Source organism: Thalassotalea sp. 1_MG-2023 (genome assembly GCF_030546745.1).
Taxonomy (GTDB): domain Bacteria; phylum Pseudomonadota; class Gammaproteobacteria; order Enterobacterales; family Alteromonadaceae; genus Thalassotalea_C.
In genome coordinates, this window is the sequence record NZ_JAUOPD010000002.1 from 1 (window position 1) to 16731 (window position 16731).

The following is a 16731-nucleotide window of genomic DNA, read 5'->3' on the forward strand; positions in this document are numbered from 1 at the left end:
TAAATGTTTTAGGTATGTTTGATAGAAAGTCACGTACTGTGCCTTGAATTAGAATAACGATAGATATCAGAATTCCAAGATTGTGTTTACGTAAGTAAACGAAAAAGTTTATGCTTGATGACAATAGCATTGTAGAACCACCTGACCCCATGCCGAACTCAGTAGTGAAATGCAATAGCGCCGATGGTAGTGTGGGAGTTCCCATGTGAGAGTAGGACATCATCAAGCTTCTATTTAGAGAAACCCGTAGCGAAAGCTGCGGGTTTTTTGCATTTGGGATAAAAATATTAAGTCAGGATAAATATCCTTGAAACTATGGGCAAATACCCAGGCCGTAAGCCCAATAGTCAATGCAATAGCGCCGATGGTAGTGTGACTCATGTGATAAGTAACGCCCATATGAGAGTAGGACATCATCAAGCTTTTTTTTATGGACAAAATACATGGAGTACTCTCACGAGAGTAGGGTTGAAATGGTTAACAGACAAGATGAACCGTTTCATGTTGGCCCATTTTAACCGAATGAGCTCTGCGAATTCGCGGGCCTGAATCAAACTTCTATTTAGAGAAACCCGTAGCCAAAGCTACGGGTTTTTTGCATTAGGGATGAAAATATTAAGTCAGGATAAATATCCTTGAAACTATGGGCAAATACCCAGGCCGTAAGCCCAATAGTCAATGCAATAGCGCGATGGTCGCGTGGCTCTTGAGTTAAGAAACGCTATTATCCACCAAGTGCAAAATGCCAAATCATGAGCCTGAGTCAGGCTTCTATTAAAAGAAACCCATCGCGAAAGCTACGGGTTTTTTGCGTTTTGAGATACAATTAACGATAAACTCATTTCATGGAAAAACAGTGACTGTAATAGGAAAGCGACTTAATAAATACATTAGCGAATCTGGTTATTGTTCTCGTAGAGAAGCTGACAAATTGATTGAAGCAAATAGAGTAACAATCAACGGAAAGGTTCCAGAGTTGGGGACAAAAGTATTACCCGACGATGAGGTTAAAGTGGATGGAAAACGTGTTGGTTCGATGCCGTCAAATAAATCAGATCGTGTGTACATTGCTTATAACAAGCCGGTAGGGATCACTTGTACTACTGAGCGACATGTTAGAGGAAATATTATTGATGCTATCGGTCATCGTGAACGCATCTTTCCAATAGGGCGCTTAGATAAGCCATCTGAGGGGCTTATTTTCCTAACAAGCGATGGGGATATCGTTAATAAGATTCTACGCGCTGAAAACGCTCATGATAAAGAATATGTTGTAACAGTTGATACGCCAATCAGTGAACGCTTTATTGAAAGAATGTCACGAGGTGTGCCGATTTTAGGGACGATAACTAAACCTTGTAAAGTCACACCACAAAGTAAATTTGTCTTCAAAATTATATTAACACAAGGACTTAACAGACAAATTCGTCGTATGTGTGAGTATTTAGGTTACGAAGTAACGAAGTTAAGACGAAATCGAATAATGAGCGTCAAACTTGGTCATTTGAAGCCAGGGCAGTGGCGAAATTTAACTAAAGAAGAAATGGCAACGATCAATAACGCGTTAAAAGGATCGACTAAAACAGCAGGTAATACAGATTCATGTACGGTTACACATAAACAAAAAACTCAAGAAAAAATCACTGTTAATGTTAAACCTAAACCAGCAAAGAAAAGTACTTTGTCATTAAAAACAAAAAAGGAGCGTTAATCGCTCCTTCATATAAGTTCAGTAAAGTTGTCTATAATTAATTTTCACGAAGTACTCTAAAGCCAACATAGTTCGAACGAAAGCCGGGTGCTAATTCTAATCTAACAGACGTTCTTGCAAGTTTAGGGGCAAAATTCCACGAGCCACCTCGAGCAACTACTTTTTCACCATTAGTAAGTTCCCATACATTGCCTACGGTATCGTAAAGGCCGAGTCTATTCGGTCTAAATGATTTTATCGGTGATGTGCTTACATTAGACCATTTACTGCCACAATACGCGCAATTTGCACGCCCATTACCAATGTCACTACCCCACCAGTAGTTATCAACGCTACCAGCGCGTGCTACGTATTCCCATTCTTTTTCAGTAGGTAAGCGATAGGTACGATCGGTTTGTTTAGTTAACCATGCTAAATAGGCTTTCGCATCGTTGTCGCTAACGCAAACAACAGGATGTTCATCATCTTGCTTGAAGCCCGGATTACGCCAATTTAACACGCTGTTATATGCAGGTTTCCCATCGATAAAAGCGGCACAACCATTTTCACTTTCAGCTTCGGTAACATAATTAGTCGCTTTTACAAACCGCTTGAAATCACCAACTGTAATCTGATGTTGTGCAATTGCGAAGGAACGTAATATTTCTTCACCTCTTGCTGGTTTTTCATTACTTAAGCCTGCACCTTTTAAATCACCCATTTGAAAGCGTCCAGCTGGAACACCAATAAGCTCAGGACCTAACTCATCTCCAGGTAAAATATCTTGAACAGGCTCGCCATTAGCAAAATTTATAGCCGATTTTACAAGTTCCGCTTTTACTGTTTTGTTTTTGTTTAAACGTACTTGTTCTTGGTGGTCCATATAGCCTGGTTTAGTGATCACTATGTCATGTAAACCAGCTGAAAGCATGACCGATAACTTTGTTGAACCATAGCTTACACCGTCAATAAACACTTCATCGTCATATTGATCAGAGCGAATAGTGAGCTCGTACATTACGCCCTCATCATTGAGCGTAATGGTGTTACCTGCATCTACATTAACAGGGGCTATTTGTGCATGCTCTTTATCATAAGTGCAGTAACGTGTAGATAAGTCAAGTAATTTGCATGCTTCAGCATTAGGCAATGAACCTTGCAGCTCTACTGTAACTGTTGTTGAATAATTACCTTGACCACTAAATTCACCTGATTCTACTTTATGGTTTATTAAACGAACTTGAGCTGCGGAATTGTCTTTATTTTGACTAATTTTATTTGATTCAGTTGCACCAGCAAATAAACCGTCTACAAACTGTTTTGAGGCTTTTTGTTTTGCTAATTGATTGCTACGAGTAATACATTGTTTTAATGTTTCTTGCGCATCACAAGCGACAGATTGTGATGTTTGAATTTGGTCTTGCTTATCAAACTCTTTTTGTAGACGCTTAACACGTGAAATTCTAATTTCTTCTACTAATGCTTCACGAGCATTTGCTAATGTAAATCGTTGCAAGTTTGCATCAGCGAGTTGCTTCCTTAAGCTTGTAATTGAAGAAACAGTGCTTTTAATGTCATCTTTATTTTGTTTCTGATTCTGAATGGCTTGACGATAGGCTGATTGGGCTTGTGCTATATCTTGCTCAGGATTATCAACGAGAGCTTCGTATTGCTCGTTCATATTTAATAATGCTAAAGCACGTGCTTTCTTTAGTTCGTCTCCCCTACTTCGAAGTAGGGCTAATTTTTCTGTTTCTGCATTAAACTGTTCATTCAACGAGTTTAATGTATTAATGAAAGCAGAATATTCAGCTTCTTTGTCACTCAATTGAAGTTCTAAACTTTCTACCGAGTTGTAGCCCGAAGACACTGATTCAAAAGCTAATGTCTGTGAGCCAACTGAAATACAGCCAACCGTTAGTGCGAGTAAAGCCAAGCGCATGTTTATTTTTCCTGAACGATTTCGAATGTTAAGCCATAAATTAATCATGTAATAAAACATTTTTAACTTACGGAATTACTTCAATTTAATCATTGATATAATTCTAATAGTTTCAATCATATTTGTTAAGAACTCAAAGCGCAAGTGCTAATAATTGAAACGCTTGATTTGTAGGTTAGCATAAATGAGAAAGTTTTAAATGCGTGAAATACAGTTAACAATGGCGTTACATTATCAATTGTTGTGAATCTATCAGCAAAAGTATTTTTATTAACGCGTTGGTGTTCTAACTAATATTTTGAAGTAAGATTAAAAATAGATAAGCTGTTACTGTATTTAATAATAGTTTTTAGGTGTAAAAGGGCTTCTCAATGTATGTACCGTCACGAATGCAATTTCCTGCTCCGTCTTTAATTGACAACTTTCTGCATAAATATAGTTTTGTCACGTTAGTTTCTCCTTCATTACAAGCAACGCGATTACCCCTTTATTATGATCAAGAAAAGCAGCGATTGATTGGCCACTTTTCGCGTGCGAACCCACATTGGAAAGAAGTAGCACAAGGACCGTGCTTAGCAATTTTTGATGGACCACATGAATACATATCACCTACTTGGTACAACAAACCTCCCAATGTACCAACGTGGAACTATGCGAGTGTGCATGTTAAAGGCAAAGTAACATTGCTTGATGATGTAAACACCGTAATAGCGTTGGATAAATTGATGGAAAAGTACGAACCTTCATTACTGGAAGAACGCGATGTGGTGACGCCTGAATACCAAGAAAAGCTTTTAAAAGGCATTGTTGGTTTTTCTATGACAATTGATCACATTGATGCTAAAGCCAAACTAGGCCAGCATAGAAGTGACGAGGATCAAAAAGGAGTCACTAACGGCCTTTCAGAAACTGGCACATTAGATAGCCAAGCATTACTTGCCTTGATGATTCAATGGCAAGTAGGGTTAGGTACTGCATAACTTAATAATTGAGTAAATTAGCAGGAGAGAACTGGTCAGTTAGTATTTTTGTGTCACCTGGCCAATCTTTATCATCGGCTGTTGATGTGATGTAAGTTGTGATATCGATGATGTCGACATCAAATGGCTTGAGCTGTTGTCGAAGTGCTTTTGCTCTGGTCGCGAGTGTAGATCCGTTCGGTAACTCCATTTTCGTTGTTAGGATAATTCGGTTACTGTTGTTTCGATTACGAACATTAAAAAAATCTCCAAATACAGCATGATAGGTTGCAGATTCATGTTCATACAATTTACTTATCGAAAAGGTATTTGCAGCTAATACACCCTTAGGTGACAGTAATTTTTTTGTTTCTTCAAGAAACTCTTTGGTTAATAAATGCTCTGGTATGTAATCTCCATTAAAAGCGTCTAATATAATCCAGTCATACTGTTCTTTTTTAAGGCCTGCGCGTTTGATGAAAATACGCCCATCTTGCACCTTTGAGGTGACATGTTCATTTTCGTAAAAGTCAAAGTACTCGCGTGCGACTTTAATAACTGCCGGATCTATTTCAACATTTTTTATTCGAGCATCAGGATACAATTGATGTAATATATTAGACATTGTTCCGCCACCAAGACCTATAATAAGCACACTTTTCGGCGAATCTTCTAACATAAGTAAACTAGAAAATAGTAATTTAGTATAATTAAAAACTAATTTATTAGGTTCACTTTTATAAAGGCAACTTTGATTAGTTTTACTGGTTTTTACATTAAACTTTAAACAACGCAAATCATAATTATCTTCGACTAGGATATTTCGATATAACGAACGTTCCTGGTGCACAACTTCAGCCTTGGTGTGCTCACTTATAATGAATAGAAACAAGATATAAATTAAATTACGCATGACGAGATCTTTCCTGAAAATAAAAAGTAATAGCAAGTAAACCCAGCAAAACCAGTAAAGAGCTATAGGCAAAAATTATATTGTTTACTTCAAACCATAGAACAAAATAGAACGACGTCATAATAGTACCAAGAGCGCTGCCTAGGGTTGATACAAAATAAAGCACACCTGCGACTTGCCCACTACGTTCTTTATCAATTACTAATAAACGTACAGAATATGGCGATATCATGCCCAAAATAACGGTTGGTATAAAAAACAATGCCATTGAGGCCAATAATGAACCATAGCGAGTGTCTTCTATATTTATAAAAATACCTTCCATAATATTTGGTGCCCATAAAGCAATTGGCAGCACGGTGATCCCTGCTGTCAAAAAAATTATGCCGTAGCGCTTTAACGATGCATTACGTGTAGATAGTTTCCCCCCGAGTAAATAACCTAAGCTTAAACTCAACATAAAAACGGTAATAATACTACCCCAAATATGCACACTACTACCAAAATATGGGGCAAGAATTCTACCACCTAAGAGCTCAATGCCCATGATGGAAAAGCCTGAAGAAAAGGCAAGTGCGTATACTAACGGGTTATGAAATTTTGAAGATACAGCCATGTGAAGTTATTGCGTTTATGTTATTAGATCGAAAAGACTACCGTAAGTTAGCAAAGAATGCACATGAAGTATAAAAGATAATAGTAACTGCTTTGATTAAGACTCAACAAAGCAGTTACATAACCTTATTTAATTTTCTTTTTTATATATTCTTTGTTTATTCTAACTGTATCTCGGCCTTTTTTGTTACTCTGTGTATAGTTGTCGGTCAGTTTTTTTTCATAACTAGCAGGCTTCACAGTGTTTGATAAATCTATACTGTTATTTATATCTATATTTTGTGGATTTAAAATTAAACTACATATTAGTTCCATTAAAAGCATTGTTCTTCCTTAATAATTCATTGTTAAAATCAATAATTAGAATATGAATAAAAAAGTGAACTGTTATTGTGGATTTGTTGTATTTTTATTATTTGGTAATACAACTTTCCCTATATAATTATTTCTTGGTTTTAAGTTATTGAAAAAAAGTGTGTTGTCTTTAAAATGCACGGAGTGAATATTTGCTCCTGTAACGTGTAAGTTGCTTTCTGTTTGATCTAAATAATTTAGTTCAAGCACAATATCGCTTTCTGTAGACAATAAATACGCCTTTTCATCTGCGATAGTCCAACTGCTTTGATCGTGAAAGCTATAGTTTTTAAAATAATGATGTGTGCTTTTTGGGTTTAGCTGTCCGGTGCTAATAAAAAAACCTCTCTGATTTTGGCGCGAAAATGCGTAAATTCTAGATTTGCAATTTGCTTTTATCGAAGTAATACCGTGAGTTAGCATTTTATGTTTTTTTGAATTTAAATTATATTCTATTAATTGCCAGTTGTTGTTTGATGTACCTACTATAAAAATACTATTGGACGCTTTATCGCAACTCCAAATAGCGCTTGAAAAATTAAAGTTATTAATTTTTATTTGCGAAATTGAATTTTTTTCAATGTTAAAAATTGCATAACTATTATCTTTTTTTAGTATTAAATTTTGACCGTTAGGCGCTATTAAAATGTTTTCTATATACGTTTCTTTGCTTTTAAAGTGTGATAATTGTTTTAATCCATTTTGTGAGCTTTCCCAAAGCTGGTATTTACCAGAACGATTAGAAACAAATATTATTTTACTGTGTCCTCCGACTGTATGGCTGTCAGCAGTGTGATCTTTAAAAGAAGAAGAGATGACTTTTTTTAATTTAGGGTTTGGAGTTAATGTGTCAAATTTTAATATGTTTGCGTCATAAATATCACCAATAGACAATATTAAATGAGCATCACTTACACTAGAGGGATCGGTTATTGTTTCTCTATGCTTAAATATCTGAACTGATTGTTTCGAAGATAATTTATATTCCATTAACCTATGCATTTCGTCGATGTAATACAATATATCTGAATTATGAGCCCACGTGATTGCATATATATTTGAGCTTAAGGAATTGATTTTATGTAGTTCTCCACTGATTAAGTCTAATATATTTATTGAACTAGAGTTATCATCATTATGTCTAATAAAAGCTAGTTTACTATTGTTATTGTTTAGTCTTACGTAACTATCGCCCTTAAACGTCGAAAGTGGGGTGGTAATTCTCTGTTCAAAGTTAGTAGATAAGTTAATTTTCTTTATGTAGGTGCTCGTCTCATTAGACTCTTTGTAAGTAAAATAAAGGGAGTTATCTCTCGCGCTAAATGCTAATGCAGTATAATAGTTTACCTTCCCACAAGATGTGATGTATTGCTTATGTGAAAACGTTAAATCTTGATTAAGTTTTATTGAAAATATATCGCACTGATTCCTTTCGTAAGTAATGTAGTAAATTGTATTTTTATCTCTCCAAATAGGGCTTTTAGCATCATAACTCTCTTGTATGCTGAATGTTTTCCTACTACTTAAGTCTTGTATTTTTATAATATAGACATCTTTTTTTTCATCGAGTGCTGTATACAGTAGTAAATTACCATCTGCGTTTAAAGATGGTTCAAACTCCCAACCTTCTTCATACGTTAAGGGAATAATTTCTAAATTCGTTTCTGTCTGCGTTTCTAAAGGTTTTTGCGACTGATCAATTGCATACAAAACCGTGAGTAAACTTAAAAATATAATAAGCGTTAGCGTGAATTTTTTCTGTAATGGAATACTGGAAGGTTTATTAGGAAGATTTTGATCAACTTTCTTGATTAAAATAGTAGAGGTTACGCAGTGTAGACTGTAGCCTGACTTCGGGTGTGTTTTAATAAACTCTTGGGTCTCACCACCTAAAATTTTTCGTAATCTAGAGATCGTAGCGTTAATCGTTCGATCATCTACATACCTATCTTTCCATACAATCTTAACAAGTTGCTCTCGAGAGACTATTGAACCTTGATGTTCAATAAGACAGCTTAATAAAGCTACATGTTTTGATTCTAACGTTTCGATTTTAGCTTGCTTATTATTTTCACTTTCTTGAAACGTTAAGGTTTTATTACTTGGATCAAAAATCCAATTTTTTATTTTAATTAAATGATGTTTTTCCACAGCTCAGCACTCTCTTCCCTTGATGCCCGTCGAACTACAAAAATTATACAAATGTTCAATCTTATTGATTTATATAAATAAATGTTATTTGGTCATTTTGTATCAAAACATTTCAGGGGTGGAAATGCAAGGCGATACTTATCGGCTAAGAATAGGAATGAGTTAAAAATAGGGTTTTATACACTTGTAATAAAATAAACTTAGTATGAATACCATCAGCAATGCGTAAAAAATAGTAAGCCATGTAATTCGTGTAGTGAGTATAAGTAGTAGGGCAAAGCTAGTTATGAGCACATGGTAAATTTTTGACACTACTTGTTTAGCGGTGAGTAAATAAAATCCTAAAATTGTACAATTTATAGCCAGTAGCAGTAAGCTATAACGAATGTGTATAAAGAGGCCGAGTATCATTAATGATACGCCCATTGTTTTGGTTACAAATTGGTATACTGATGGGTTTTGTTTTTTTGTCATAAAAGTAAAAACTAGAACCAATTGAATATTAATAGTGGTTGTATTATTTAAAACTTCTAAATAAACACTCTAGTATGTGTGGTTTGGTGTGTGTAAAGTCAGCAAACAAGAGATTATTATCATCCGCTGACTTTATGTTGATTCATTCACCAACTCAACACTGATAAAATCAACGTTTAAAGGCTAATAAAATATTGCCGTTAATGGGGGTTTTCGGATCGTAGTCTTCAGGGAGTCGAAGTGCAGGGCTTGGTAGCTCTTGCATTGCGGCAAAGCCTGGGTGATGCGGCTGATCAGTATTATTACCGCCGATAATCATTGTCCATTGTGATTTATCTATATTAGTCATTTTAAAATCCTTATAAAATTATTTGGTTAGGTATGTAACGTGTTATCTAGTAGCGTAATTTAGCATGAGGCTTAACATAGCCACTGATTCGATAATTTACTCTATATATGTGTAAAGATTGAATTCTCACACCGATATCCTTATTAAGGCTGGTATGTATATTACCTCCAGTAACGTCATGAAAATCTTTTTTACTTAACGTTTTCATTATATAACTCCTTTTATTTTCGATTATTCGGTTAATTAAATTGATAAGGTTGATGCCTTACCGGGTGTAAATGCAAAACCGTTATTTAACAGCTTTGCAAATGCTGTTGTGATATATCTATGAGTTGTCCATTGGTTAATGTTAATACCTTATTTGCATGCTTAATGGTGTCTGGCCGGTGAGCAATCATGATCCTAGTCATCGATAAATCTTGAATTTTTTCACATATTTTAATTTCGTTTTCGTTATCTAAATGGCTCGTTGCTTCATCTAAGAAAAGAATACTGGGTTTCTTGTATAATGCTCTAGCGAGTAATATTCGCTGTTGCTGACCGCCTGATAAGCAAGCACCCATATCACCAACGAGTGCATTGTAACCCATGGTCATCTGACAAATGTCTTGATGAATGGCGGCTAATTGCGCGCATTGTTCAACTTTCAAATAGTTTGGTTCAGGGTCAAAAAAGGAAATGTTATCAGCAATAGAGCCTGCTAATAGCGTGTCATTTTGCATAACCGCGGCAATAATTTTACGATAATTCTTAAGTCCTATTTGTGTGATGTCTTGATTATTAAAAAATATTTTCCCAGAAGTTGGGGAAAGCAAGCCTAACATCAGCTTAACCAAAGTAGATTTACCAGAGCCAGACGCACCCGTAATGGCGATGCAATCACCCGTATTTATCGTAAAAGTTAAATTGTTAATAATAGGTGGCTCATCGTCACTATAACAAAAGGAAACATTCTCTAAACGAAGCTCTCCAGCGTGTTCTTGCATTCCTTGTTTTATCGGAAATGAAGACTCTCGGTGTTGTTCTGTTTCTGATAGGGCAATATCAGCAATTCTATCTAAGTGTAAACGCATCATTTTGAATTGAATCAATTGTTCAATAAGGTTTGTGATGCTTTGCGTTAACTGTCCTTTATATGCAATGAAGGCTAGTACCATTCCGATAGATAACTCATTGCCCATAACTGCTGTTGCAGCAAAATAAATGACTAATACATTTTCTAAACCGAACAACGCTTTGTTGAAGTTTTCAAAACCAATTTTTAACTTTCCAAGGTGAATATCGGCATTAATAACTTCGGCAAATCGATTTTGCCAGATACCTTGACGCTGAGCTTCGTTGCCGAATAGCTTAATAGTTTGTATGCCCCTTATATTTTCTAAAAAATTACTTTGTTCTTTTGCTGAATTTTGAATGGAATCTTCAGTTGCTCGATGTAGGGGTTGATATAAAGATACCCGGAAAATAATATACAGCGCTATTGCAGCAAGCACGATTAAGGTGAGCTTAATAGAATACATTAGCATCATAACAAGCACGATGACTGACATTAGCCCATCAACCGTTGTTTCTACGATGCCAGTGGTCATTCTTTCTCGCACTTGATTAAGGGAACCAAAGCGAGAAACAACATCACCGATATGTCTCGACTCAAAGTAATTCATTGGTAAGCGCAATAAATGGCGAAGTAAGTTAACGCCCATTTGCATATTAAGCATGCTAGATAAACGTAAAATTAACCAACTTCTAATGGTATTTGTCACTACAGTTACGATCGCTAATAGTGCAAACCCGAAAGCAAGTACAACCAATAATGATTTATCGTAACTAATGAGTACTTCATCAACTACCCATTGCATATAATAGGGAGTCATGAGTGCAAAAATTTGTAAAAACAATGAGAGACATAATAGCTTCAACAAGGCTGATTTCAGCCCAGTGATATTACTCCACAACTGTGAAATTCGCATTTTTTGATGTTCAATGCGAGCTTCAAACTTTGAGGTTGGAGAAAGTTCTAGTGCTATACCGGTAAAATGCTGACTAAACTCTTCTTTAGAGTAAACACGTTTACCAAGTGCAGGATCATTTATATAAAATTTATTTTTAGCTATTTTGGTTAATACAACAAAGTGGTTCATATCCCAATGTAAAATACAAGGTAAATTAAGCTTGTGAATATCTTGTAATGGGCATTGCAATGGTCTACTTGCTAAACCTAAGCTGTCAGACAACTCAATAAGTTGCTGTAAGTTCATTCCTTTTAGATTTGCTGAAAAGCGACTTCGCATCGCTTGCATATCTAGTTGGTGACCAAAATATGATGCCACCATTGCGATTGCAGCTAAACCACATTCAGCTACTTCTGCTTGTAATATTAATGGCACTCTTTTTTTTGTTGAAAACTCAAGTAACTGTGTTGTATTAGCAGCTAAATCCATTTAATTAAACCCCATATTAATGTGTGAACCTATGTTCTTACTTATGTGTTATTGCTGTTCGCCTGCAATAAGCAGATCTTTCAGGCTGTTATAGTTAATTGGTGCGAAATCAATTTTGAAATTTGGACATGAAAAAAAATAAAACCTTTTAGTTAATTGTTCGTTGACTAAATATATTCGGTAAAAACATAGATATCGTTGAACATGCAGACTTGCCTTTGGCAAGTAGGTCATCTTCCCTGTGCGATGGTGAATAATAAATTCGTCCGTACTCATGCGTGAAAATAATAATATATTGGCATTTCGATAGATTAGAAATACATCAAGTAAGCAGAGCGTTAACCAAACACCAATAAAAATAAAGTACAAACTATTTTCAGGAGATAGCAGGCTTACAGCAAGCAATAGAAATAGGCTGTTAAATAGATGATTTACACGATAGATCACGCTGAAATTCATCATGATTATTGATCCTCTTCTATTACTTTTATCAGCTGAATAAAATACATATAAAGTACTAATAACACGCTGTAGAAAAGCCAAAATCCATGCAGCATTAAATCAGAGACAGCAGTAAAGAATAAAACAAAGGTACAGCATGTTGCGGCTTCGCTTAATGAAAAAAATAATGGGGAATCTCGTTTTATTGAATATATGATTAAAATGTTACTGATCACCAACAGGCTAGCTGACAGCACTAGTAAAGGATTATTCCCATGGCATAAAAATATACATGCAATGAAAAATTGACCAGTAAGTAATGAAAATTTTAAAGGGGTATCAACAATCAGTGTTTTTAATTTTAATAAGGCGTACGCCATACATGAATATTTTGCCAACATATGCTTACCTTAATTTCCCTTTGACGCTGAGAATTGGATCAATAACCCATTCAAATAAAGACCGTTTATCAAGAACAATATCTGCTTGAAACATCATGCCACTTTTTAACGGTAGCTTTTTATCGTAAACATCAATGAACTGTTTATTTAACTCTGCCTGAAGGCGGTATACTGGTTCGGTAATGCTGATTGGAAAATTGACATCTTGTTGGGTGATTAAGGCATTATCTACTCGAGTAACTTTTCCAGTAATAAAGCCAAAGCGTTGATGTGGAAAAGCATCAAATCGCAGATAAGTTATATCACCTTCTCCAATAAAGCCTGCAGAACGCGTAGGGAGCATAAGTTCTGCGATTAATGAGGAATTGTGTGGCAATATAGTCAAAAGAGGTCTGATTTTATTTAGTGTTTCGCCGGGTAAAATATGGATATCAGTGACAATACCGCTATGCGTCGCCTTAACCACATGACTAAAGTTATTCTTGATGTTAGTTAGTTGACTATTAAAGCTAGAAATACGTTGCTGTAATACTCTGCGTTTAGAAGCGTATTCAAATGGTTGCGAAAGTTGCTGGTTTTCTAATTGGCTAATCTTTTGATGTAAGCTAACTTGTGCAGTCACTAGCTGTTCTGATTCTTGTTTGACTGTTAAATGCCGTTCGCGTTGTTGTTGTATATCGAGAGTTGAAATATAACCTTTTTGATGTAGTGACGTTAGCTGAAGTGTTTGCTTTTCTAGTAATGCTAATTTTTCATCTATTAACGCTTTCTGTGCTTGTAATGCCACTAACGATTGATGTGCTAATACTATTTGCTGATTTAACTCGTCAGTAGCACGTTTTTCTAACAGAGGTAACTCAGAGAGTTCTTGGCTTTGAAGGCTTATTTGTAGTTCAACGTCTTTAATCAATTGTTGATTAACATCTTCACCATTTTCTAAGGCTCTGTTACTGACGATAGATACTAAAGGGGTTCCTTTTTCTACTAACTGTCCAGCCGATACTAGCACTTCTTTGATTGTGCCGGTTTTCTCTGAGAAGCTTTTGATGAGTCCTTTATTCGGCCTTAAAAAACCTACAACAGTTTCTTTTCTTGTGTATTCGGCATTGAACAGAAAAATTAAAGCAATTAATACCGTTACCGAAATAACAAACACGGTTAGTTTAAGCGGCATTGGTTGTGCTAAGGTAACTGAGCCAACGAGGCGTTGTCCTTGTGCGTCTACTGCTTGTTTTCTAAATAGTTGTGACACCTATCTTCCTTAATTGCTAAATTTGGTCATTGCAGATCTCGGTCATATCTGCTGTCAAATTAAGGTAGACATCTCATGTGTATTGAGCAAGAGAGGTTAACTTAAGAAAAAGTGTATTTGTTTTTATTTTATTGATTTCTATGAAAATAATCAGAGGTTGTATTAATGTTGTGAATATATTGTGCGAGGTTATTTAACTTTATATGAGAAATTAAGGTGCTATGCATACTGTAGAAAAAAGCAAAGAACATAAAAAAGCCCCGCATTTGCGAGGCTTTAATTACGACGTATTTAAACTAAATTATTTAGCTTCTTTACGTGCTTTTGCTTCAGCAATTACTTCTTCAGCTACGTTGCTTGGACAAGCTGAGTAGTGGCTGAATTCCATAGAGAATTGACCACGACCTGAAGTGATTGTACGTAAGTGTCCAATGTAACCAAACATCTCAGAAAGTGGTACGTCACCTTTAATGCGAACACCTGTAGTGCCAGCTTCTTGGTCTTTGATCATACCACGACGACGGTTAAGGTCACCAATTACGTCACCTACATTGTCTTCCGGCGTGTACACATCAACTTTCATCACTGGTTCAAGTAATTGTGCACCTGCTTTTGGAATTGATTGACGGAAAGCGCCTTTAGCTGCGATTTCGAATGCAACAGCAGATGAATCCACCGCGTGGAAACCACCGTCGAATAGTTCAACTTCAACATCTAATACAGGGAAACCAGCAAGAACACCTTCATCCATCATGCCCTTGAAGCCTTTTTCAATAGCAGGGAAGAATTCTTTAGGAACGTTACCACCAACAACAGTTGATTTGAAAACAAAACCTGAGTTTTGCTCGCCTGGCTTGATGCGGTAATCAATCTTACCGAATTGACCAGAACCACCAGATTGTTTCTTATGCGTGTAAGAATCTTCAATTTCTTGAGTAATTGTTTCACGGTATGCTACTTGTGGTTTACCAACTTCAAGTTCAACACCGTAAGTACGCTTCAAGATATCTACTTTGATGTCTAAGTGAAGTTCACCCATACCTTTAAGGATGGTCTCACCTGAATCTTCGTCAGTTTCAACTTGGAAAGAAGGATCTTCTGCAACCATTTTACCAATTGCAATACCCATTTTTTCAGTTGAACCTTTATCTTTTGGCGCAACAGCAATTGAGATTACTGGTTCTGGGAATACCATCGCTTCAAGTGTACAAGGGTTCTTAGTATCACATAATGTGTGACCTGTTTGAACGTTCTTCATACCCACAATAGCTAAAATATCGCCAGCTTGTGCTTCTGTTAACTCGGTACGGTCATCAGCTTGCATCTCAACCATACGGCCGATACGTTCTGTTTTGCCTGTGAATGAGTTAAGTACAGTGTCACCTTTCTTGATACGACCAGAATAGATACGTACGAACGTAAGGGCACCAAAACGATCATCCATAATTTTAAACGCTAACGCACGGAACGGTTCTTTATCAGCATCAACAATAGCGAATTCGCCTGTTGGTTCACCTTCTTCATCCGTTAACGGCTGTGGTGGAACTTCTGTTGGTGCTGGTAAGTAGTCAACAACAGCATCAAGAAGAAGTTGCATACCTTTGTTCTTAAATGCAGAACCACAGTATGTTGGGAAGAACATTAGCTCATTTGTACCCTTACGAATACATGCTTTGATTTGTTCTTCAGTAGGGGTAACTTCACCCTCTAAGTATTCCATTAATAAATCTTCATCTGCTTCTAGAGCAGTTTCGATTAATTCTTCACGATACATTGCAGCGTCGTCTACCATATCGGCAGGAATATCTTGAACTTCGTAGTTTTCTGGTTGGCCTGAATCATCCCAAATGTACGCTTTTTGAGATAAAACATCGACAACACCAACGAAGTCATCTTCTTCACCAATTGGTAAAGTCATGACAAGTGGGCGAGCGCCAAGTACATTTTTTACTTGGTCTTTAACACGGTAGAAATCTGCACCTAAACGGTCAAGCTTGTTTACAAATATTAAACGAGCTACTTTTGATTCGTTAGCATAGCGCCAGTTAGTTTCTGATTGCGGTTCAACACCACCAGAACCACAGAATACACCAATACCACCATCAAGCACTTTTAATGAACGATATACTTCAACGGTGAAATCAACGTGACCAGGAGTGTCAATTACGTTAAAACGGTGCTTTTTCCACTCACATGTTACTGCAGCTGATTGGATAGTAATACCGCGCTCAGCTTCTTGTTCCATGAAGTCTGTAGTAGATTCACCATCGTGAACTTCACCAAGTTTATGGATTTTACCTGTAAGTTTCAAAATTCGTTCAGTTGTTGTGGTTTTACCAGCATCAACGTGAGCGAAAATACCAATATTTCTGTATTTGCTTAAATCTGACATTGCTTTGCTCTAAAGGGTTAGTGAATAAAAACCGCGCGAGTATACCAGAAGTTACGTTAAACAAAAATAACTATCGGTATAAAATTGTAATCTTAATTTTTGCGTTAGGTAAAGATTAAGGCGTCTGTAGAAGTACGATGTTAATTACAAAAGTTCAGCTCTGTAAGCATAAATTTAACTTTTATGGTGCTTAAACTTGTATAAAGAACACATTCAGATAATTTTGTTTTCAATATAAAAAGTTTTAATTATAAGTCAAATGGAAAGTACATTCTTTGTAGTACGGGGAGTTATAAAAAGTTAAATAGATCTTTAGATTATAAAGGTAAGGTAGTGGTGTTTATGCGATGGATTAAC

The 16731-nt window shown here is 36.0% G+C and carries 11 protein-coding genes and 1 rRNA gene; 3 read left to right on the forward strand and 9 right to left on the reverse strand.

The window, feature by feature from the left end; genetic code table 11:
• The first annotated feature begins 113 nt into the window (after positions 1–113).
• A 5S ribosomal RNA gene (gene rrf / locus Q4489_RS01450) occupies positions 114–228 on the forward strand.
• A 628-nt stretch (positions 229–856) separates the two neighbouring features.
• Positions 857–1711, forward strand: a complete 855-nt coding sequence (rluF, locus tag Q4489_RS01455) for a 23S rRNA pseudouridine(2604) synthase RluF (RefSeq protein ID WP_303476151.1) — start codon at positions 857–859, stop codon at positions 1709–1711.
• 37 nt (positions 1712–1748) lie between these two features.
• Here rluF and Q4489_RS01460 read toward each other — a convergent pair whose 3' ends face one another.
• Complete coding sequence (locus tag Q4489_RS01460; RefSeq protein ID WP_303476152.1) at positions 1749–3632, reverse strand: SUMF1/EgtB/PvdO family nonheme iron enzyme; 1884 nt, start codon at positions 3630–3632, stop codon at positions 1749–1751.
• Positions 3633–4003: 371 nt separating this feature from the next.
• On the opposite strand from Q4489_RS01460, the gene Q4489_RS01465 reads away from it, so the two are divergent.
• The gene (locus tag Q4489_RS01465; protein WP_303476155.1) at positions 4004–4612 is read left to right on the forward strand and encodes an FMN-binding negative transcriptional regulator; all 609 of its coding nucleotides are present in this window, start codon (positions 4004–4006) and stop codon (positions 4610–4612) included.
• A gap of 1 nt (position 4613) precedes the next feature.
• On the opposite strand, the gene Q4489_RS01470 is transcribed toward Q4489_RS01465, so the two are convergent.
• From Q4489_RS01470 to fusA, 8 genes are all read right to left on the reverse strand, one after another.
• Positions 4614–5504: a spermidine synthase gene (locus Q4489_RS01470; protein WP_303476157.1), complete on the reverse strand. Its 891-nt coding sequence runs from the start codon at positions 5502–5504 to the stop codon at positions 4614–4616.
• On the reverse strand, positions 5497–6120 hold the full coding sequence (locus tag Q4489_RS01475; RefSeq protein WP_303476160.1) for a fused MFS/spermidine synthase: 624 nt from the start codon (positions 6118–6120) through the stop codon (positions 5497–5499). Before Q4489_RS01475 ends, Q4489_RS01470 begins: the two co-directional genes overlap by 8 nt.
• A gap of 386 nt (positions 6121–6506) precedes the next feature.
• Positions 6507–8624: a winged helix-turn-helix domain-containing protein gene (locus tag Q4489_RS01480; RefSeq protein ID WP_303476161.1), complete on the reverse strand. Its 2118-nt coding sequence runs from the start codon at positions 8622–8624 to the stop codon at positions 6507–6509.
• 643 nt (positions 8625–9267) lie between these two features.
• Positions 9268–9447: a hypothetical protein gene (locus tag Q4489_RS01485; RefSeq protein WP_303476162.1), complete on the reverse strand. Its 180-nt coding sequence runs from the start codon at positions 9445–9447 to the stop codon at positions 9268–9270.
• A gap of 293 nt (positions 9448–9740) precedes the next feature.
• Positions 9741–11888 carry a peptidase domain-containing ABC transporter gene (locus Q4489_RS01490; protein ID WP_303476165.1) on the reverse strand — a complete coding sequence of 716 codons (2148 nt, stop codon included), beginning with the start codon at positions 11886–11888 and terminating at the stop codon, positions 9741–9743.
• 48 nt (positions 11889–11936) lie between these two features.
• The gene (locus tag Q4489_RS01495) at positions 11937–12350 is read right to left on the reverse strand and encodes a hypothetical protein (protein WP_303476168.1); all 414 of its coding nucleotides are present in this window, start codon (positions 12348–12350) and stop codon (positions 11937–11939) included.
• 384 nt (positions 12351–12734) lie between these two features.
• Positions 12735–13982, reverse strand: a complete 1248-nt coding sequence (locus Q4489_RS01500; protein WP_303476171.1) for an HlyD family secretion protein — start codon at positions 13980–13982, stop codon at positions 12735–12737.
• 301 nt (positions 13983–14283) lie between these two features.
• Positions 14284–16374 carry an elongation factor G gene (fusA, locus tag Q4489_RS01505; RefSeq protein WP_303476173.1) on the reverse strand — a complete coding sequence of 697 codons (2091 nt, stop codon included), beginning with the start codon at positions 16372–16374 and terminating at the stop codon, positions 14284–14286.
• Positions 16375–16731 lie beyond the last annotated feature (357 nt).

Coding starts and splice junctions, on each gene's coding strand:
- fusA (WP_303476173.1), bottom strand. CDS start 16,374: ATGTCAGATTTAAGCAAATACAGAAATATTGGTATTTTCGCTCACGTT.
- Q4489_RS01485 (WP_303476162.1), bottom strand. CDS start 9,447: ATGACTAATATAGATAAATCACAATGGACAATGATTATCGGCGGTAAT.
- Q4489_RS01490 (WP_303476165.1), bottom strand. CDS start 11,888: ATGGATTTAGCTGCTAATACAACACAGTTACTTGAGTTTTCAACAAAA.
- Q4489_RS01460 (WP_303476152.1), bottom strand. CDS start 3,632: ATGCGCTTGGCTTTACTCGCACTAACGGTTGGCTGTATTTCAGTTGGC.
- Q4489_RS01465 (WP_303476155.1), top strand. CDS start 4,004: ATGTATGTACCGTCACGAATGCAATTTCCTGCTCCGTCTTTAATTGAC.
- Q4489_RS01495 (WP_303476168.1), bottom strand. CDS start 12,350: ATGATGAATTTCAGCGTGATCTATCGTGTAAATCATCTATTTAACAGC.
- Q4489_RS01470 (WP_303476157.1), bottom strand. CDS start 5,504: ATGCGTAATTTAATTTATATCTTGTTTCTATTCATTATAAGTGAGCAC.
- Q4489_RS01475 (WP_303476160.1), bottom strand. CDS start 6,120: ATGGCTGTATCTTCAAAATTTCATAACCCGTTAGTATACGCACTTGCC.